Here is a 20,741-nt window from a genome sequence, read left to right as displayed (position 1 = left end):
TTAAGCACCTCTTTCTATTTCATTTTTTTCTGTTCTTTTATTTATTATTAATAGCATTATCATTAAACTAACAAACATTAAAGTTGACAATGCATTTATTACAGGATTTATTCCTCTCCTTGTCATAGAAAATATTTCAATACTCAAGTTTGAAACACTATTTCCAGTATTAAAAAAAGATACTACAAAATCATCTACGGATAATGTAAATGCCATTAATCCACCAGTTATTATCCCTGGCATTATCTCCGGTATAATTACCTTTCTTAAAGCATATAGCGGTGTGGCACCAAGATCCATAGCCGCTTCAGCTAAATGTTTATTCATCTGCTTTAATTTAGGTAATACTGATAATATAACATAAGGTGTACAAAAAGTAATATGAGACAAAAGCATAGTAGTAAATCCAAACTCTATTTTCAAAAATCTAAATAAAGCCATTAAAGATACTGCTGTAACTATATCAGGATTTAATACTGGAATATAGTTTAAGTTAAGAACTATTTTTTTATTTAATCCTGGCATATTATAAATACCAATTGCAGCAAATGTCCCTATAATTGTAGATATAATTGCTGAAAGTACTGCTACTAGTAATGTATAATAAAGTGCCCTTAGTATTTCAGCATCTTTAAATAATTCTATATACCATTTTAGTGTAAATCCAGCCCATACTCCCCTTGATTTGGAGTTGTTAAAAGAAAACACTATTAAAACAATGATAGGGGCATATAGAAATGCAAATATCAAAAAAGTATATAATTTTTTTAATCCTTTATTTACCATAGTCCCCCACCTCCGCCTTCTTTTTCCTTATCAAATTTAGATGTAATTGCCATCGTTATAAGGATAAATACCATTAAGATTATAGACATGGAAGAACCAAAATGCCAATCTCCTGTCCACCTAAATTGCTGTTCTACAAGATTTCCAATTAAATTATATTTATTTCCACCTAATAAGCTTGAAATTATAAATGTACTTACAGCTGGTATAAATACCATAGTGATTCCTGTTATAATTCCTGGGATACTAAGTGGAATTATGACCTTTGTAAATACCTTAACTTTATTGGCACCTAAATCCTCTGCAGCTTCAATTAAGTTATTATCTATTTTTGTCAATACGGAATAAATAGGCAAAACCATAAATGGTAGAAAATTATATACCATTCCAAGTAAAACTGCTTTATCATTATACATTAACTCAAGTGGCTTAAATCCTAGTTTTGTAACCAAAAAATTTATAAAACCATTTCTACCTAATAAAGTAAGCCAAGCATAAGTTCTTAATAAAAAATTCATCCACATTGGTATAACAAACATCAAAATCATAATATTTCTTTTTCTTATTTTCTCTTTTGAGATAATAAATGCCATTGGATATCCAAGTACTAAACAAACAACTGTTGAAATAAAGGCCAAATTAACTGAACGACCTAATACCTTTAAATAAGTTGGAGTAAAAAATCTTTTAAAATTATCTAAACTAAATTGGAAAGTAGCAAAATTTTGACTGTCTCCCCTAGTAAATGCAAAATACATTATAAGTAAGAGTGGAACTACGATAAAGATAGCCATCCAAATAATGTAAGGATAAGCAACTTTTTTCATCTTCATTCTTCTTTCACCTTCTTCATTATGTGAATATTTTCAGGTAATACATTCATTCCTATTTCAGTACCTACAGCCTTCATTATGGTACTGTGTATCATCCACTCAAAATCCTTAGACTTAACTATCATTTCATAGTGAACGCCTTTGAATGTAACAGAATTAACTACTCCCTTTAAGCTTCCTTCTCCTACTGAAACTATTTCAATATCTTCTGGTCTTATTACTACTTCTATCTCTTCATCTTTACTAAAACCTTTATCTACACATTGGAAATTCCTTCCTGAAAATTCGACTAAAAAATCCTCATGCATAATCCCATCTATAATATTACTTTCACCTATAAATTTTGCAACAAAAGCATTTTTAGGCTCATTATATATATCAACAGGTGTACCTATTTGTTGAATTTTTCCCTTGTCCATTACAACTATAGTATCTGACATTGTCAATGCTTCTTCTTGGTCATGAGTTACATATATAAAGGTTATACCTACTCTCTTCTGCATATTTTTAAGTTCTATCTGCATTTCTTTTCTAAGCTTTAAATCTAATGCCCCAAGTGGTTCATCTAATAAAAGCACTTTAGGCTCATTTACTAAAGCTCTAGCTATGGCTATTCTTTGTTGCTGACCACCACTTAGTGAATTAATTGTTCTATTCTCAAATCCTTGAAGATTTACAAGCCTTAACATCTCTTTAACTCTTTTATCTATTTCATCTTTTGGCATTTTCTTTATTTTTAATCCAAAAGCTATATTATCATATACATCTAAATGCGGAAAAAGAGCATATTTTTGAAATACAGTGTTTATCTGTCTTTCATATGGTGGCAATTCTGTAATATTTTTTTCTTCAAATAAAACTGTACCTTTAGTCGGTTCCTCAAATCCACCTATTATTCTAAGGGTAGTTGTCTTTCCACATCCACTTGGTCCTAGAAGAGTTAAAAATTCATTTTGTCTAATATACAAATTCATGTCTTCTAAAACTGTAACTCCACTAAATTCTTTTCTAATGTTTTTTAATTCTATAGCATGCATTTTATTCCCCCCATTATCTTTAAAAACTAGGCGGTGTACTCACCCAAATAATTGAGGCCTTTGTCTTGCCTTCATTTGATATATAATGATTAGAATTAGCCTTGTAATAAAAACTTTCGCCTTTTCTAACTTTATACTTTTCTCTGCCTATATAAACAAAAATACTTCCACTTATAACATATCCAAATTCTTCTCCTTCATGAGGTGTATCTTCTTTTGACTGTCCTCCAGGTTCTAATTCTAAAAGAATTGGCTCCATTTTATTTTTCTGTGCATTAGGTACAATCCACTTTAAAACATATTTTAATTCTTCATTCTCTGTTTCAAAGGCATCATCCTTTGAGAAAACTATTTTTTCATCAACAGATTCATTAAAAAATTCCTGTAAATTCGTCCCAAGCCCCTCTAAAATATCAACCAAGGTAGCTATTGAAGGAGATGTTAGATCCCTTTCTACTTGAGATATGAATCCCTTAGTTAATTCCGACCTATCGGCTAACTCCTCTTGAGTAAGAGAATTCTGTATTCTCATCCTTCTTATTTTGTCACCAATTTTCATAAATACGCCCCCTGTATGACTAACCATATATTAAATAATTAGTTTATCTTTACTAAACTTTTTTCTAACTATCATATTATAGTCAAAATCCATAATAAAAGTCAATAGATTTTTATAATTTTTATTTCTCTTTTGTCTTTGTATTATACCCATTTATATAATATATGGAATATTCCAAGTTTAATATACTAAGTTTTGTGTATAAAAAAAATAAACTAGCATTAAATACTAGTTTATTGAAATAAATTATTAAATTGTTCTTATTATTCTATTACATATACTTCCATATTTTCTATTGCTTTATCAATAAGATAATCTACATCTAATGCTTCCTCTGATTTTTCAATATCTTCTATCTTTGGTTTTGTAACAGGATGTTTAGGTAAAAAAACCGTACAGCAATCTTCAAATGGAAGAGTAGATGTTTCAAAAGTTTCTATATCTCTTGCTATTTCTATTATATCTATTTTATCTAAACCTATTAATGGTCTAAATACAGGCAATTTTACTGATGAATTTGTTACACTAATCCCCTCAGTTGTCTGACTGGCTACTTGCCCTAGACTCTCTCCAGTTATTAAAGCATTTAAATTTTGTTTCTCAGCTATTCTCTCAGCTATTCTCATCATAAATCTTCTAGATAAAATTGTCATTTCCTTCTCCGGACATTTAGCATTTATCTCTTTTTGGATATCCAATAAATTTACGCTATATATCTTTATACTACCGGTATATCTAGATAAAATGGCAGCCAGCTCTTTAACCTTTTCTTCAGCTCTTTCCGAAGTAAAAGGATAAGAATGATAATGAACTGCTGATATCTCCACTCCTCTTTTAGCCATTAGAAATCCAGCTACTGGACTATCTATGCCTCCAGATAAAAGTAATAGACCTTTACCGTTAGTGCCTATCGGCATACCTCCATGTCCTTTTATCTTATCTGTATAAACATATGCATTTTGCTTTATATCAATATATACTAATGTATCTGGATTATGAACATCTACATTTAGTTCATTAAAAGCTTTAAGTATGATTCCTCCCATTTGCTTAGAAAAATCTGGTGATTTTATTGGAAAATTTTTATCTGCTCTATTGGTGTCAACCTTAAATGTTTTTATCTTATCTTTTTCAATTTTTTCTTTCACCATTTCAAGCACAGCTTTTTCAATATCTTCTACATTTTTATCAACTCTAGTACATGGACTTATATATACCAACCCAAATACTTTTCTCAATCTATTTATCATCTGTTCAAATTTAGTTTCTTCTGCATCTATATAGATTTTTCCCTGTTCTTTATATATCTTTTCAAATCCTAAGTCTTTTATTGCTCTTCTCATATGTTTAATTAACTGATCCTCAAAATATTTTCGATTTAGTCCCTTTAGAGCAATTTCACCTAGACTTACAGATAGTACTTTATCCACCTAATCACCTCATAGTTATTTGTCTAATCTCAGATACTGATTCCTTTAATACCTGAACTGTAGTTTCCATATCCTCAAAAGTATTTTCATAGGAGAAACAAAACCTTATTGCTCCTTCTAATTCTTCGTTTTTTAGACATATACTTCTAAGAACATGGCTCTTTTCTGTACCTTTTGATGAGCATGCAGAAGAAGTGGACACATAAATATCCTTATCTTCTAAATAATGTAGAAGTACCTCACCTCTAACATGATTAAAGGATATATTTAATATATATGGAGAAGATTTTTCATCTAAGGAAGTATTAAATTTTATATCTTCAATCTCTTCCTTTACTCTGTTTGCAAAATATTCCTTAAGTTTAAATACATGGCTCGATTCATCTTTAAAATTCTTTGTCATTATTCTTACTGCTTCACCAAAACCAATAATACCTGTTAGATTTTCAGTTCCCGACCTTAAACCTCTCTCTTGATTTCCACCAAAAACTATAGGAGCAAGAACATGTTTTTTATCTATAAATAGACCTCCTGTTCCTTTTGGTCCATAAATTTTATGCCCACTAAATGAATAACTATCTATACCCCATGTCTTTAAAGCTATATTCACTTTTCCAAATCCTTGAACTCCATCGACATGTAATAATACATTAGGATTTACTGAGTTAATAACCTTCTTTATTTCAGATATAGGTTGAATAGCACCTATTTCATTATTGACATGCATTACAGCTACTAAAATTGTATCTTTTCTAATGTCATTTTTCAATTCTTCCAAAGATATATAGCCAGAACTGTCTACATTTAAATAAGTAACATCAAAACCTTGCTTTTCATAGTTTCTCATTATGTTTAACACGGATGAATGTTCAATTTTAGTAGTAATTATATGTTTTCCTCTTTTGCTAAACTTATTTACAATACTCTGGATGGCAATATTATTACTTTCAGTACCTCCAGAAGTAAAATAAATCTCATTAATATTTACATCTAAATATTTAGCAACATAATCTCTAGCTTCTTTTATTTTCTTTTCCGACCTCATACCAAGTCTATGAAGGGATGAAGGATTTCCGAAATCATCATTCATACTTTCAATAATAACTTTTATAACCTCTTCCCTTGGCTTTGTTGTGGAACAATTATCCAAATAAATCAAATATCATACACCTCTTTTAATTAGTATCCCAGCTCTTCATCTACTAGATAAATATGAATATTAGTTGCTCCAGGTTTTTTATGGATTATAACTTCTGCCTTGCAAATTCTTTGTGGTGAAGCACAGTCCATACATTTTCCAGTATGTGTACACGGAGTACTAAGATTTAATCTTTTGGCATTCATTGGCGCTGCAATATTTCTTATTCTTTCTCTAGCTTCAGCATAATCTTTACATATTTTATTTTTTCCAGTAACTATATATACATCCTTATGTCCATATATCATGGACGCAACTCTATTTCCATTTCCATCCATATTAACAAGTTTACCATCCATAGTTAAAGCATTGGTACTAGTAATATAAGTATCTGCATTTATAGCTTTCATAGCCGCATTTTCAACGTCTTTTCTCCAATGCCAGTAAACTTCATTTCCTCTATCTTTTAATTCTTCATATATTTCCATATCTTGGATAGTCATAGACCCGCCTATGCCTATAGATTCCTCTTTTGTTATTTCAGATAATAATTCTTTTTTCGCTTCTAAAATATTATTAAATGATTTTACCATGAATCCATTTTTTGATAATACTTTTTCTAATTCTAAAAATCTATTATCCATCTTAAATCCTCCTATAGTTACTATTCCTTTTATACTATTATACAGGATTTATATATTATATTAAAGAGAAATAATAAATCTAATATATATCAATATATTATGTAGACTTCTTGTCGTAAAAATGATTTTTTCAAAAAAAGTCTTGCATATTTTGTCGGCATTTGCTATAATTTAAATGTGGTTATCCCCCTGGTAACCTCAAATAAGATCTCTATTCCCAATACCCCTTTTGAACGGTTTATTTACATCCAAAACGGGTGAAGACTCCATTAGGAGTCTTTTTTTTATGCATTTTTATATATGACTATTTCTTTTATTCTATAAACTCCCAAAGTATGCTATATTAGTATTGTACTTAAATTTTAATATAATTAATTGGAGGTATATAATATGTCTAATAAAAATAAGGTAGCCATAGTATTTACTGGAGGCACTATTTCTATGAAAATTGATCCTCGTATTCATGCAGCTATACCTGCCTTAACTTCTGAAGAAATTATTAGTATGGTTACAAATATAGAAAAGTTTTCTGAAATTGAAATAATTAACTATGCAAATATACCTAGTCCCCACTTAACTCCATCTATGATGATGGAAATAGCTGATTTAGTTAAACAAATCCTAGCTCGAGGAGATATTACAGGAGTTATAGTAACTCATGGTACAGACACCCTAGAGGAGACTGCTTATCTCCTTGATTTAAGGATTAAAACAGACAAGCCTGTAGTTGTAGTAGGAGCCATGAGAAATAGCTCTGAACTTGGATATGACGGCTCCAGCAATCTTTCTGCTGCTATATGTACTGCTATCTCCAATAGAGCTAAAAACAAAGGTGTCTTAGTTGTAATGAATAATGAAGTAAATGCTGCTAGTGAAGTTACTAAGACTAATACATTATCCCTAGATACTTTTAAGTCTCCAGAATTTGGTCCCTTGGGAATCGTAGATAATGATGAAGTTATATTCTATAGAGATATTCTATCCCATCAATTAATTGATACTAATATTATAGAGGAAAAAGTAGGATTAATAAAATCTGTACCAGGTATGGACTCTGATATATTAGATTTTTATATAGAGTCTAACTATAAAGGTATAGTTATTGAAGCATTAGGCAGAGGAAATCTTCCTCCACAAATGATACCAGGAATTAAAAAAGCCCTTAGTCAAAATATTCCTGTTGTTATGGTATCTCGATGCCCTACAGGCAGGGTATTGGATTCCTATGGATATGAAGGGGGGGGTAAACATTTACGTGAATTAGGTGTAATCTTTGGTGGAAATTTACCTGGACAAAAAGTAAGAATAAAGCTTATGTTAGCTTTAGGATTAACAAAAAATATGAATGAAATTAAAGAAATAATTGAACAAAATATATTTAATTAATAATTTAAAAGGAAAAAGGTATATTGAAACCTTTTTCCTTATTTTCTATATCCTCCTCTAATTCTACGATTTAAAAAGTCTATAATTTCAGCTATATTTTGTTCTAACTCTTTAACTTTTCTATTTAAATTTTCTATATTTAATTCTAAATCCTTGGCATAGTCATTAATCTCTTTTTTTTTACTGGTACCTCCGTTATATTATCTAAAGGACCAAACCCCATAAATCTTATGTCTGGATATATACTTCCAAAAGAATATTGTAACTTAATATCATCCTTTGGCATCATGGTTAAATACTTATATCTAACAAAATCTACATCTCTGGAATCATTCCACATATATATATTATCATTCCAAGATTGACCTTTGTCTTCACTAAATCTGCTCATTATCTTATTTAATTCTACCCAAGTAATCCACAGTTTATTTTCAAAAAATATTATATTAGGATGAGACGGACTTCCTTCATTAGATATAGATTCTTCACTGTACTTTATATATTCTCCATTCTCATAATACAATTTATTGTATTTTATTACTAAATTACCATCTATATATTCACAATAGGTTAAATGTATAATATCATCCATTTTACAAATATCTAAAAATAATTTATCATTCTCTGTATCAACTAGGATAATCTTATTATCCCATTCTAATTTATCAATATTAAATTTCTTTAAACCTATTTTTTTACTATCTATATAATATGATAATAAAATATTATTATCTGCCTGAGTTAATTTAATAGGGTTTAATACTCCATTTGTGCTGATTTCTTCCACAATATGATTGTTCCACTTATTTTCCTTATAATAATAATGATAAATTCTGTATTTTTCTCTGTCATCTACTACATTTATTAAATAAAATATATGAATTATATTATCTTTTATTAGAATATTCAAATCAAAAACTTCTGATAATCCTTCTGTAGTAAGCTGTATTTCTTCATTTTTCTTTTCTCCCAATACGTCTAAAATAAGATGTCCTTCTCTATTTTGATATAATATGTAAATATTGTTCTTTGAATCAATGGCGATATCATATTCTTCGAGGACATTTTTAGCTATAATCTCCCTACTATTAATACTTACATCTCCAATAACCTTTTCCAGTAAAATATTATCTTTTGATTCTCTAACTAAAATAATATTCTTTGAATCAATTTCAGCAATAGTCCATTTATCAGTAAAAAAACCCATTTAAACACCACCTTCTTGTCTTTCTTAATAAAATATTAGAATCTCTCTATAGTAATAGATATTATCTTATACTCTCTTATATTACCGTTTTTATTTGTAACAGAATAATAACCAATAGAATATATTATCATTGAGAAGGGAAAATATCTTATTTAAAAGGAGGAAATATAATGCATTCAAATATATTACCAGAAGACCTTACCCAGAGTATCACTGATAGATGTTGCGTTGGAACTACAGGTTGTGAATGGGATGGTACCCTAAGAAGGGTAGTAACTGAGCCAGTATTTGTGCAAAAAGTTTATGATGCAACCCTTGTAAACTTACAAGCTTTAAGTACTGTCAGCAATGTAAGATTTACACCAAATTTACCTCTAGGTTCAAGGATAATAAGAGTCATAGATATTAGATGTAGAAAATTTTTCAACCCTGCTAATATTAATGATCCTCGCAATTTAGTTATAGATCCCGAAACAGTTCTTTCAGGCGGAGAATTTGTTAGAGATGCTCATGGACACTTTGTAGAGGTAGTAGGACCAGATGGAATGTCAAACCAAAAGTTAATATTCGCTGACACAACTATATGCGATGATGAAGGAAGAGGTACTCCAGTATTTGGTACTCAAAGAATTTGTTTAAGAGGAAATGTACTAGTAGAAATTGATGTTTTAGTTTTAAATGCCAACGGAAGAAGAAGTACTATTACATTATCAGCTAATGTTCCTATTGCATCAGCTAATGCACCTATAGTGCTAACCAACTTCTTTGAACTATGTATACCTTCAGTATTTGATTCAGCTTTCTTACCTAGATTTGCTGAATTCTGTAACATTTTATGTGAAACAAGATTAGGAACTAATAGTATTGCTAGAGATATACGTATAAACCCAGAAACTGGAGAAATAAGAATAGACTTAATCATTGCAATTTGTATATCCTGCGAAAAGAAAATAATACTTCCAGTTCAATTATGTGTACTTTCAACAGGCTTCACTGAATTATCACCAGAAACTTCACCAATTTGTACTACTTTCCCAACTCTATTCCCAAGGCAAATAGATGAAGATAGTATTGGAAGCGTTGATAATGTTTGCGATACCGCAGATTCAGAAAGATCTAGTCGTTCAGGTGGTTGCAGAAAAGGATTTAGAAGTTTAGAATCAGAAGAGTGTTATGAAGATATAGTTGATGTTGAAGAATAGAAAGGGTGCTTAATTAGCACCTTTTTTTATTCTTATTTAAAACAACCTACATTCTCCAATTCCAGCAAATATTATAATCAGATAGCAGCTACTCTTTACATACAATTAATTTTATTATGAACATCTTTCATTACTTTCTGTGTCACAAATGCTATTTCTTCTTTTAATCTTTTTTAATACTGGTATAATCATAAAAGCAATAGTGAGAAGTAGTAAAATCAGACTAATAGGTCTAGTAGTAAATATTTTTAATGAACCATTAGCATAAACCATACTTTGAATCCAATTACTCTCCATCATTTTTCCTAAAACAGCTGCTAATATTAATGATGATATTGGAATATTGAACTTATTAAAAAAGTAACCTATAATTCCAAATACTATGATAATAACAATATTAAATACACTATTATTGACAGAGAATGCGCCCGTAACACATAACATAATAATAATTGCACTAAGTATTTCTTGCTTTATTCTTAAAATATTAGTAGCAAAGAAATTACAATAAATCAATGACATTGGCAAAATAATAAGATTTGCTATTAAAAATCCAAATATTATTAAATAAGCCATATCCGGATGATCAGAAAACAAACTCGGTCCCGTCCTTAATCCTTGAATTGTCAAAGCTCCTAAAAATAAAGCGGATGTAGAGTTACCGGGAACCCCTAAAGAGAGCAATGGTACCATAGAACTTGCAACAACCGCATTATTAGAAGATTCTGGTGCAGCAATACCTTCTGGAATGCCAGTACCAAATTCATAGTTAGGATTTTGTTTAACTGCCTGATCATAAGCAATAAATATAGCCATAACCATTCCTGCTCCAGGAATAATTCCTATAACGTTTCCTATCAAACTAGATTGAATCCAAGTTGCTAATAGTCGTTTTTTAAGTTCTTTATCTGGAATTATAGTTTTAACTTTCTTATATTCTATTCTAAATTTATCAAAATCTACTTTATTATTTAAGCCTTCAACTAATTCCAATACAGAAGTTATTCCAAATAAACCTATTAACATTGGGACTAAAGAAACTCCATCTAAAAGATAAGGATTGCCAAAAGTAAATCTTGAAACTCCGGTTTGCATGCTCATACCAATCATACTAATAAAAAGTCCAACGCACATAGAGATCAAGTTTTTAGCAATACTATCACCAGACATTCCAATAACTGTACTCATACCCAATAATGAAAGCATAAAATACTCAGGAGGTCCAAATTTTAGTGCTTGTTTAGCTAAAATAGGCGATAATAATAGTAAAAGTATTGCACTTACCATTCCTCCAAAGAACGAAGAAAATAGAGCAATTCCTAATGCCTCTCCACTTTTGCCTTTCCTTGACATAGGATAACCGTCTAGCGTAGTCACCATAGCAGAAGCAGTACCTGGAATCTTTAGTAATACTGCTGGAATTGAACCACCTGTAGATGATGAACAATATATGCCAATTAGCAAGCAAAAAGCTAATTTTGAATCCATGCCAAAAGTAATAGGTATTAATACTGCCATAGTTATGCTATCATTTAGCCCCGGCAAAGAACCTACAATTAAACCTATCATACTCCCTAAAAACAATCCTATTAAAGGCAAAGGTTGTAATAATGCTTCTAGACCTAATAAAATATTATTCATGATTACCTCCACTGATTAAACAAACTTGGCAACGGTACTTGTAATAATATTTTAAAGATAAAATATATGCTAAAAGTCGCACAAGTTGAAACTAAAATATTTATAGTTATATTTCTATATCCTAATATATAAGTAATGAATATACCTAGTAATAATGTAATAACAATATATCCAACGCTCTCAAGTAACAATGTATATATTATTAATGCAAGAAGAACAATTATTGGTCTAATAATATTAGAATTAATCTTCTTAATATGAGACTCTTTAATTCTCATAATATCAATTATTACACCTATTGAACTAAACAATAGTAGAACTCCTATCATAGTAGGAAAAATCTCTTCACTCCCATATTGTCTACTTTCAATTATAATAAAAAAAGATAATAGTATCATAATAATAGGCAATATATATTCCACTTTTTTATCACTCATTTAATATTTTCACCGCCTAGATTAAATTATTGAGATAATAAAAAATTATTTATTATCCCTAAGTAAAAACTTTATATCTTCTATCTCCTTAGATGCATCCTCCACATAATTTTGAAAATCAATAGAATTCTTAAAACAGTAAGGAATTCCCGTGTCCTCCATAATCTTAATAAATTCATCTGAAGAAGCTATTTCTTCAAATAATTCTCTTAATAATTTATATTCTTCTTCAGGTACATCCTTGGAACAACCATAGCCGCGATAAGCACCATAAACCAATTCTATATCTCTTTCTTTAAAGGTTGGAATATCATCAATAATGTGAATTCTATTCTCATTCATTACTCCTAGTGCTTTAATACTGCCATCTCTTAACTGAGATACAGTTTCCCCAACACTCATAAATGCTGCATCACAATGTCCGCCCATTAATTGTTGAAGTTGTACAGATGCACCATCATTATGAAGATATTTGAACTTCAGCTTCTGTTCTTTAGCCAGTAAAGAAGCTGCTATATGATGAGAAGTTGAATGTCCAGGGGTAGAAATTTTAATATCATTATTTTTAGCATACTCTATAAACTCATCAAGATTATTAAATTTTGAATTTGGAGGTACAACTAATATCTCTGGATCAAAACATACCATAGCTAAAGTTTTAAAATCATCCTTATTATATATAACATCTTTCAATATAGGATTATTTACAACAGCATTAGTATAAGCGATTATGGTATATCCATCTGGTTCTGCCTTATACGCATTAGTATGTCCAACAGCTCCCCCACCACCACTTATATTTTCCACAATAAAACTTTGCTCCTTTAATAAACTGTTATTCTTTCCTGCTCCTACAAATAACCTTGTTGTAATATCAACTCCACCTCCAGCACCATATGGAACTATGATTTTAATATTCTTTGATGGAAAAACATCATTTTTATTATCCGATTTACCATAAGATATAATTACTAAGATAATTGATAATATTATTGCTATGAATACTAATTTTTTTCTCATCTAACCCCTCCAAAATATCCATAAAACTACAAAAATATATTTTTAATGCAGAAAGTGGAGAGATTCCTCCACTTTCTCATTAAAATCATTTCTAAAATTTTTTTAGCTTAAAGAATCAATTGCTTTTTTAATTCTTGACATTCCTTCTTCAACTACAGATCTTGGAACTGCAATATTAAGTCTCATAAAGCCAGTCCCTTCTTCACCAAAGCTTGTACCACTGTTCATTGCTATTTTGCCAACATCCGTAAACAATTTAACTAATTCATTTTGATTTAGTCTAAGTTTTCTGCAATCTAACCATAATAAGAACATTCCTTCAGGTTTCCTAAATGAAATTTCTGGAATATTATTCTTAATATAATCTTTAACATAGTCAACATTTGCTTCAAGATATTCTACCAATTGATCTACGTAATACTCACAATCTCTATAACATGCTATAAATATAGCCTGACCAAATACTGTTCTTCCTAATGCTTTAGCATTTTTTCTTGCAATTAAGAACTTATCCATCATATGCTTGTTCTGGATAATAACTGCTGCAGTCCTTGCCCCAGCAACATTAAATGTTTTCCCCGGATTCATACCTGTTACTGTAATATCTGCAAATTCCTTTTTAATACTTGGAAATGAAATATGATGATTTCCTTTATAAATAATATCAGCATGTACTTCATCATTAAAAACTACAACATTATTTCTAATACATATGTCTCCTATTCTTTCTAATTCTTCTTTGGTATAAACTTTTCCCACTGGATTATGAGGATTACATAGAATGAACATAGAGACTCTCGGATCTTTCATCTTCTTTTCTAGGTCATCAAAATTAATTGTATAATAACCATCTTCTTCTATCATGGAGCTTGAAACAATTTGTCTTCCATTATCGACTACAATTTCCTTTAAGGGACCGAATAATGGTGTTAAGCATACTACTTTATCTCCAGGATGGGTAAATGCTTCCAATGTATATAAAGCTCCATGAACTACTCCATGAACAAACTCTACATCATCTTCTTTTATATCCCAATTATGTCTCTTTTTCATCCAATTCTTTACTACAATATTGAATTCAGAAAGATTATATGGATATCCATATAGTTCATGACTAGCTCTTTCTACAGCTGCCTTTGCAACTGGTTCAGGAACTCTAAAATCTGTGTCTGCTATCCACATAGGTAAAACATCTTCTTTATAATCTCCTGATCCATATTTTTTACTATCCGACCCTCTTCTTTCATTATATTCATCAAAATTATGTTTTAGTTTTTCCAAATTTATCATCCCTTCCTAATCTACAAAACTACATGAATAATATAAGAAGCAATTAAATTAGTCAAAGCTCCCGCAACAATTGGTACTGATACCCTCTTTATTAAATCCTCTGCAGTAATTTTGGACAATCCTGATGTAGTTAAAACTGCACCTGCGACAGGTGATAAACATCTTCCTATACTTGCTGACATCTGCATTGGAACACCTAATTGATATGCTTGAAGTCCAATTGCTGGTGCTAAATTCGCTGCCAAAGGACCGAATGAAAACCATGTTGCATTTCCATTTCCTAAAATTATTACTCCAAAAAAAGTCAATGCTGTAAAAGCAATAACGGTTAACAATTGAGCACCTTTAAATTCAGCTAACTTTTCAGCCAGTATATTAAATCCACCAAGGGCAATAAGTCCCTGTGCAAAAATACTTGCAGAGATAATCAATAATACTATATTTGCTAAACTATTTCCCATAGCTTGAAAAAGAACTTTTAAATCCTCTCCAATAACTTCACAATTTTTTGTTCTAATTCCTTCTATTATAAAAGCTATAATTAATCCTAATACATTTGCAGTAAATACATCCATTTTAACTTGCTTCTGAAATGAAAAACTTACTACTAATAAAAGAGGAATTGCTGGTAAAAAAGCATATATTCTTGGCAATGACTCTGAATTCAATTTCTCTGAAGTTACCTCTACTCGGTCTATATCTATATTTATGCCTTTCTCATCTTCCCTCTTAAAATGAATAACCATAACAATACCCGTCACTAATATGGTTATTATTGCTGGTAATACTTGATAGCTTTTTACATAATTAACTACTGGCATACCAACTACAGTTTCTGCTGCAAATATTACAGCCCCATCATTTGGCCCCCAATCAAGAAAGCCTGTTAAAAGTAAAGTAGCTGCTGCACTTATTGGACTTATCCCCAATTTTATTAAAACTGGATAAACAGATGACATCAATAATAAAACTAATCCAATATGACTTGTGATCATAGTTTTTAGACATGCGCCTATTACAAATACTAAAAACATTACAATATATGGATTTTTGATTCTCGATAAAGGTTTAGTTATAGTGTCTGCTAACTTATCAGTTGCACCAATATGATTCATAAATACTGCATATCCTGCAACTAGCAATAGATTACTACCTACACCTGATAACTGTTTCTTTGTTGCATCACCAGCAAAAGCAAAAACATCTAACAATTTGCTTCCTGTAGTAGAATCTCCCAACGGAGTATACCCCTTCCATACTGCTAATATTGTTAAAATAATAAATCCTGATACAAGAAATACTAGTGAGGGATTAAACTTTTTTAACACAAACCTTGCTGTAATAATTACTGCTATAATTGTTAAAATAATTGATAATGTTGCTTCCATATTTACTCCATTTGCCTCCTACATAATTTATTTACTAATTTGCTATATATTTCACATATTAAGCCATTCTGATATATCAAATACCCCTATCATTGATTGCATCCATAGTTAATAGGACTTGTAAATATATAGCAAATGAAGTATCATATCCACCATACAATCTAATTACAAAATAATAAATCACTACTTATACTAATGGTCTTCTTAATCTTAAAATGGGATTTGACAATAATTATACTATTGTCTATATGAAGAGAATAAGTAAATAAGTGTTGAATTTGTAGTCTTTATTTTTAATTTATGTAATTTAATCCTTTTCAACATTAAAAAATATAGAAAGAAGAATGTTTCCATAAGAATGTCTCTAATGATAAATTTTACCATAGGCAATTGTAATAGTAAAATTAAAATAATCAATATGGAACAGTAGGAAAATAGCCTTTTCTAATAATGGTCTATTATATTGAAATTTATCTTTAGTATAAATGTATTTTTTTACAAATATATTTATACTATTACAGTTAATTGCTTACACTACCATATAGAAAATTAAGGGCAAACTATACAGAAAAATCCCTTGAGTCATTTTGTATATTCAAAATTAAATGTATAAAAATGTTAAAAACCTGCTAAAAAGCAAATACTTTTAGCAGGTTTTTAACATTTAGTTAAATTACTTAATATCTATTTTTTAATACAATAAAAAAACAGTTTTACTAATCTTATTTTTATAGTTAATGAAGATTAAAGATTCACTCTACCTATCACAAATAAAATTATATCTTACATTAACTTCTATCTGCAGATTGCTCTTTTATAAAATCTTCTAAGAAATAATTTATATAATCTATAGTAAAATTGATTTCCTCCTTAGATAATACTTTATTATCTAAAGAATACCTAATATAATTATTAAATTCATCAATACCATTGAAAGGTAATTCTATCTTAGATAATAACTTTCTCATTCTAACCTTTCTCTCAACATTTCCCATTTTAGTCAAAGATCTATTAATATACTGAATTAAAGAATCAATAATCTGATCTAAATATTCTTGTGTAATTTGCATATTATCTTCTTCAAATAATACTTTATGGTTTGATAGGTTAGTATCATTATAGTAAGTAAGTACCTTTTTAGTATGAAGTAAATCTTCATCTAATTCTTTATAATCGAAGTCTTCTCTTTTTAACGCCTCAGAGTTTAAAGCATTAAATTCATCTAAATCTGCGAATATATCTTTTTCTATTTCTTTAATTTTTTCCTCGACTGTATTCTTAAGATTATTTACATCATTTTCATTTGTTATTGTTTTCATCCATTCTTCATGTATTTCATTAATCTCATCATAAACTGAAATATTATCAGCTAAATTAATAACTATAACCATATTGCTTACTAGTCCTAATCTCAATATAAAATCAAATATTTCATTAATCTCATTTGTCAAATTAAATATTTCTTTTACTATTGAATCTAATTCATCTATATTTTTATCCGATAGCTCTAGATTTCTCAACTTTTGAATCCCTCTAAAATAATAGTCAAATTTAGTGCCATATCCATCTCTTATGGAACTATCAAACTGCTTTTTATACTCGTTAATTTGACTTTCGACCTGAACCTTATTATATAATCTTAAATTTCTCATCAGAGTATTTTTTAATATATTGAAATAATTTTCTTTTACCAATCTCATAGGCATGGTTAAAATTATTTGTGAAATAACATAAATATATTTATAATAATTATCTTTAAATCTATCTAAGGTATCATTTATTATGGCAATAAGTTCTTCTACCCTCTTAATATTATAGGGTGTATGCTCATAATCTTTTTTAGATAATATCTTAATCCCATACTGGTCTACTAATTCCCCTACATAAGACAATTCTATACTATATCCATCTATAATCGAAGATAATTCATATATTTCTTCCCTAATATCTAGTATCTCCTCTAATTGTAAATCTTTATTTTCATCTGATTTATAAATAGAATTGTTCAATAGATTTATAATCTTATTTATATAGTAGTTCAATAAATTGATTTCACTAATCAATCCCTTATTTTCATTTTTACTTCTATCTTTTAATTTATTTCTAAGTGTATTTATTGCATTAAAAGCATTTAAATAACTAGACTCCTTAATAAATTTAAGTTGCTTTTTATTTAAAGATATTATATTATCTCTTATCTCTTCATTAGACATCTTAGAAACACTTTCTTCTATATTAATCATTATTAACTTTTTCTCCTTTCAATACTAGAATTCTTCTATATTCAATCTTTGATTTTATGTCTATTTAAATGTATAATTGAAATATCAACATCATTATTATAACACAATGAAAGCTTAGGGTGAATTATTTATGGAAACTATAACTAATATAATTTCTCATTCTTTAAATATAAGTAATTATTTTAATAAGGACACAGTTTGTTTTATTGATATTGAAACTACTGGATTAAATAGGAATAGTAATATGGTTTATTTAATAGGACTTTTGTTTTTTGATTCTAGCACTGGCAACTGGACATTAGATCAATATTTTGCTAATTCCATGGATAAAGAGCAAGATTTATTAGAAAAGTTTATAGCTAATTTATCATCTTTTGATAAAATCATTACATTTAATGGCGAATCTTTTGACTTACCATTTATAGAATGTCGTCTAAAAAAATATGGAATCGATTATATTTTTGATAGAACAAAATCCTTTGATTTATATCAAATAGTAAAAAAAAATAAGGCATATTTAAATCTTCCAAATCTAAAATTAAAAACTATTGAACGTAGTTTAGGGTTCAATAGAGAAGATAAATACTCTGGTTATGATTGTATTGGATTTTATTATGATTACCTAAAATCTAAAAATACATTACTAAAAGAAAATATACTAAAACATAATTACGATGACCTTGTCCATATGCTGGATATAATTATGATATTAGATGTATTAGACCTGAAAAAAAGTTTCTCTATTGAAATAAAAAATAGAATTATAAAATTTACAATTGAAGATATGGAAGTAAAGAATGACATGTTAAATATTAATGGACTTTTAAATCCTTTATTGACTAACAATATAAAATATTATGGACAAAATTATACTATTACTACTAAAAATTTAAGTAAGTTTCATATGTCTATAGAACTAAAGCATGGATATTTAACTGAAGAAGAGAAATGTATATATGTAGATACTTCTGAAATTGAACATATTAATAATCTAAAGGATGTTTTGAATTATAAACTACCTTCAAATATTTTAGTATTAATGATTGAAAAGAAATATTGTATTGATAATATTAAGAATTTACTTATGGAAGTTTTTAGACATACATTATTGAAATAAAAAACAGACCAAAAGGTCTGTTTTTTATTTCAATAATGGTGGGCCTTCAGGGACTCGAACCCCGGACCTACCGGTTATGAGCCGGGCGCTCTAACCGACTGAGCTAAAGGCCCCAAAATTTTAATGGGCACAACAGGGCTCGAACCTGTGACCCCCTGCTTGTAAGGCAGGTGCTCTCCCAACTGAGCTATGCGCCCATAAGCTTTCTTGGCAGGGGTGGCAGGATTTGAACCCACGACATTCGGTTTTGGAGACCGACGTTCTGCCACTGAACTACACCCCTACAATCTAACTTAAGTTATTTTTATTAAACTATTTCCAGTTATACTAATGGTGGGCCTTCAGGGACTCGAACCCCGGACCTACCGGTTATGAGCCGGGCGCTCTAACCAACTGAGCTAAAGGCCCCAAAAATACAAAACTGGTGCCCGGAGCCGGAATCGAACCAGCGACACGTAGATTTTCAGTCTACTGCTCTACCGACTGAGCTATCCGGGCACGTTAATTAAGTTACTACTAAATATAAACCGACTTTACAATATGTATGGTATGGTGGGCCTTCAGGGACTCGAACCCCGGACCTACCGGTTATGAGCCGGGCGCTCTAACCGACTGAGCTAAAGGCCCCTACCATGGCGGAGAAGGAGGGATTTGAACCCTCGCGCCCCGTGAAGGACCTACTCCCTTAGCAGGGGAGCCTCTTCAGCCACTTGAGTACTTCTCCATATAAAAAATATTTGTTCTCACGAACATCCATAAAGTCAAATTTGGCGGAGAGGGTGGGATTCGAACCCACGTGGGCTTGCACCCTAACGGTTTTCAAGACCGCCCCGTTATGACCACTTCGGTACCTCTCCATGGTGATCCATCCGCGACTCGAACGCGGGACACCCTGATTAAAAGTCAGGTGCTCTGCCGACTGAGCTAATGGATCATATTTAATTAGTTTATATGGCTGGGGTGACAGGACTCGAACCTGTGGAATGCTAGAGTCAAAGTCTAGTGCCTTACCGACTTGGCTACACCCCAACATTTGGCGCGCCTAGGAGGATTCGAACCCCCGGCACACGGATTAGAAGTCCGTTGCTCTATCCTACTGAGCTATAGGCGCATAGGATATTTTTTTATGGAGCGGGTGAAGGGGATCGAACCCTCGCAACCAGCTTGGAAGGCTGGGGCTCTACCACTGAGCTACACCCGCATATTAACTTAACCAATAGAATTAATGGTGGAAGAGACTGGATTCGAACCAGTGAAAGCTTAGCTAACGGATTTACAGTCCGTCCCCTTTAGCCACTTGGGTACTCTTCCATATAATAACTACACTATTGGAGCTGGCGAGAGGAATTGAACCCCCAACCTACTGATTACAAGTCAGTTGCT

General features: G+C 30.3%; 17 protein-coding genes and 13 tRNA genes. 3 read left to right on the top strand and 27 right to left on the bottom strand.

All coding sequences use genetic code 11. The annotated features are described in order from the left end of the window. From ABWP20_RS14410 to ABWP20_RS14380, 7 genes are all read right to left on the bottom strand, one after another. The gene (locus ABWP20_RS14410) at positions 1-786 is read right to left on the bottom strand and encodes an ABC transporter permease (RefSeq protein WP_353096694.1); all 786 of its coding nucleotides are present in this window, start codon (positions 784-786) and stop codon (positions 1-3) included. Next, positions 780-1,619, bottom strand: a complete 840-nt coding sequence (locus ABWP20_RS14405) for an ABC transporter permease (RefSeq protein WP_353096693.1) — start codon at positions 1,617-1,619, stop codon at positions 780-782. The genes ABWP20_RS14410 and ABWP20_RS14405 overlap by 7 nt, the downstream gene beginning before the upstream one ends. Continuing rightward, positions 1,616-2,656: a spermidine/putrescine ABC transporter ATP-binding protein gene (potA, locus tag ABWP20_RS14400; protein WP_353096692.1), complete on the bottom strand. Its 1,041-nt coding sequence runs from the start codon at positions 2,654-2,656 to the stop codon at positions 1,616-1,618. Before potA ends, ABWP20_RS14405 begins: the two co-directional genes overlap by 4 nt. A gap of 19 nt (positions 2,657-2,675) precedes the next feature. Continuing rightward, entirely contained in the window at positions 2,676-3,215 is a 540-nt protein-coding gene (locus tag ABWP20_RS14395) for a helix-turn-helix domain-containing protein (RefSeq protein ID WP_353096690.1), read from the bottom strand. Between the two features lie 263 nt (positions 3,216-3,478). Beyond that, positions 3,479-4,645 (bottom strand): tRNA uracil 4-sulfurtransferase ThiI, encoded by a 1,167-nt coding sequence (gene thiI / locus ABWP20_RS14390; RefSeq protein ID WP_353096688.1) that lies wholly within the window; start codon positions 4,643-4,645, stop codon positions 3,479-3,481. Between the two features lie 4 nt (positions 4,646-4,649). Next, positions 4,650-5,804, bottom strand: coding sequence for a cysteine desulfurase family protein (locus tag ABWP20_RS14385; RefSeq protein WP_353096687.1), 1,155 nt, complete (start codon positions 5,802-5,804; stop codon positions 4,650-4,652). Positions 5,805-5,824: 20 nt separating this feature from the next. Next, the gene (locus ABWP20_RS14380; RefSeq protein WP_353096685.1) at positions 5,825-6,427 is read right to left on the bottom strand and encodes a lactate utilization protein; all 603 of its coding nucleotides are present in this window, start codon (positions 6,425-6,427) and stop codon (positions 5,825-5,827) included. 390 nt (positions 6,428-6,817) lie between these two features. On the opposite strand from ABWP20_RS14380, the gene ABWP20_RS14375 reads away from it, so the two are divergent. Beyond that, a complete protein-coding gene (locus tag ABWP20_RS14375) occupies positions 6,818-7,813 on the top strand; it encodes an asparaginase (RefSeq protein ID WP_353096684.1) in 996 nt (331 codons plus the stop codon). Between the two features lie 145 nt (positions 7,814-7,958). Here ABWP20_RS14375 and ABWP20_RS14370 read toward each other — a convergent pair whose 3' ends face one another. Beyond that, complete coding sequence (locus tag ABWP20_RS14370; protein ID WP_353096682.1) at positions 7,959-9,020, bottom strand: hypothetical protein; 1,062 nt, start codon at positions 9,018-9,020, stop codon at positions 7,959-7,961. 170 nt (positions 9,021-9,190) lie between these two features. Here ABWP20_RS14370 and ABWP20_RS14365 point away from each other — a divergent pair, with 170 nt between their 5' ends. Further along, on the top strand, positions 9,191-10,222 hold the full coding sequence (locus ABWP20_RS14365; RefSeq protein ID WP_353096681.1) for a hypothetical protein: 1,032 nt from the start codon (positions 9,191-9,193) through the stop codon (positions 10,220-10,222). A gap of 114 nt (positions 10,223-10,336) precedes the next feature. On the opposite strand, the gene ABWP20_RS14360 is transcribed toward ABWP20_RS14365, so the two are convergent. The 6 genes from ABWP20_RS14360 to ABWP20_RS14335 form a co-directional block, all read right to left on the bottom strand. After that, the gene (locus tag ABWP20_RS14360) at positions 10,337-11,863 is read right to left on the bottom strand and encodes a tripartite tricarboxylate transporter permease (protein ID WP_353096680.1); all 1,527 of its coding nucleotides are present in this window, start codon (positions 11,861-11,863) and stop codon (positions 10,337-10,339) included. Between the two features lie 2 nt (positions 11,864-11,865). Continuing rightward, the gene (locus tag ABWP20_RS14355; protein WP_353096678.1) at positions 11,866-12,300 is read right to left on the bottom strand and encodes a tripartite tricarboxylate transporter TctB family protein; all 435 of its coding nucleotides are present in this window, start codon (positions 12,298-12,300) and stop codon (positions 11,866-11,868) included. A 45-nt stretch (positions 12,301-12,345) separates the two neighbouring features. After that, the gene (locus tag ABWP20_RS14350) at positions 12,346-13,320 is read right to left on the bottom strand and encodes a tripartite tricarboxylate transporter substrate binding protein (RefSeq protein WP_353096676.1); all 975 of its coding nucleotides are present in this window, start codon (positions 13,318-13,320) and stop codon (positions 12,346-12,348) included. A gap of 102 nt (positions 13,321-13,422) precedes the next feature. After that, complete coding sequence (locus ABWP20_RS14345; protein WP_353096675.1) at positions 13,423-14,601, bottom strand: MalY/PatB family protein; 1,179 nt, start codon at positions 14,599-14,601, stop codon at positions 13,423-13,425. 20 nt (positions 14,602-14,621) lie between these two features. After that, positions 14,622-15,998 carry a C4-dicarboxylate transporter DcuC gene (dcuC, locus tag ABWP20_RS14340; RefSeq protein ID WP_353096673.1) on the bottom strand — a complete coding sequence of 459 codons (1,377 nt, stop codon included), beginning with the start codon at positions 15,996-15,998 and terminating at the stop codon, positions 14,622-14,624. A 788-nt stretch (positions 15,999-16,786) separates the two neighbouring features. Next, complete coding sequence (locus ABWP20_RS14335; protein ID WP_353096671.1) at positions 16,787-18,241, bottom strand: hypothetical protein; 1,455 nt, start codon at positions 18,239-18,241, stop codon at positions 16,787-16,789. A 130-nt stretch (positions 18,242-18,371) separates the two neighbouring features. On the opposite strand from ABWP20_RS14335, the gene ABWP20_RS14330 reads away from it, so the two are divergent. Further along, positions 18,372-19,358 (top strand): ribonuclease H-like domain-containing protein, encoded by a 987-nt coding sequence (locus ABWP20_RS14330; RefSeq protein ID WP_353096670.1) that lies wholly within the window; start codon positions 18,372-18,374, stop codon positions 19,356-19,358. A gap of 36 nt (positions 19,359-19,394) precedes the next feature. On the opposite strand, the gene ABWP20_RS14325 is transcribed toward ABWP20_RS14330, so the two are convergent. The 13 genes from ABWP20_RS14325 to ABWP20_RS14265 all read right to left on the bottom strand — a co-directional run bounded on the left by ABWP20_RS14325 (position 19,395) and on the right by ABWP20_RS14265 (position 20,669). Next, positions 19,395-19,471: transfer RNA gene (locus ABWP20_RS14325), tRNA-Ile, on the bottom strand. Between the two features lie 11 nt (positions 19,472-19,482). Next, positions 19,483-19,555 (bottom strand) — tRNA-Val (locus ABWP20_RS14320). Between the two features lie 11 nt (positions 19,556-19,566). Next, positions 19,567-19,641, bottom strand: a tRNA-Trp gene (locus ABWP20_RS14315). Positions 19,642-19,689: 48 nt separating this feature from the next. Next, positions 19,690-19,766: transfer RNA gene (locus tag ABWP20_RS14310), tRNA-Ile, on the bottom strand. 14 nt (positions 19,767-19,780) lie between these two features. After that, positions 19,781-19,856, bottom strand: a tRNA-Phe gene (locus ABWP20_RS14305). Positions 19,857-19,908: 52 nt separating this feature from the next. Then, a tRNA-Ile gene (locus ABWP20_RS14300) sits at positions 19,909-19,985 on the bottom strand. A gap of 6 nt (positions 19,986-19,991) precedes the next feature. Continuing rightward, positions 19,992-20,082, bottom strand: a tRNA-Ser gene (locus ABWP20_RS14295). Positions 20,083-20,126: 44 nt separating this feature from the next. Beyond that, positions 20,127-20,215 (bottom strand) — tRNA-Ser (locus ABWP20_RS14290). 1 nt (position 20,216) lies between these two features. Next, positions 20,217-20,292, bottom strand: a tRNA-Lys gene (locus tag ABWP20_RS14285). Between the two features lie 18 nt (positions 20,293-20,310). After that, a tRNA-Gln gene (locus ABWP20_RS14280) sits at positions 20,311-20,387 on the bottom strand. A gap of 5 nt (positions 20,388-20,392) precedes the next feature. Continuing rightward, positions 20,393-20,469: transfer RNA gene (locus ABWP20_RS14275), tRNA-Arg, on the bottom strand. Positions 20,470-20,485: 16 nt separating this feature from the next. Next, positions 20,486-20,559: transfer RNA gene (locus ABWP20_RS14270), tRNA-Gly, on the bottom strand. Positions 20,560-20,584: 25 nt separating this feature from the next. Further along, a tRNA-Tyr gene (locus ABWP20_RS14265) sits at positions 20,585-20,669 on the bottom strand. Positions 20,670-20,741: the final 72 nt, after the last annotated feature.

Origin of the sequence: Tissierella praeacuta, assembly GCF_040396155.1 — a bacterium.
In the GTDB taxonomy this organism is placed as follows: domain Bacteria; phylum Bacillota; class Clostridia; order Tissierellales; family Tissierellaceae; genus Tissierella; species Tissierella praeacuta_A.
Note: the sequence above shows the minus strand (reverse complement) of the source record. Positions and strands in the feature narration are given on the sequence as shown.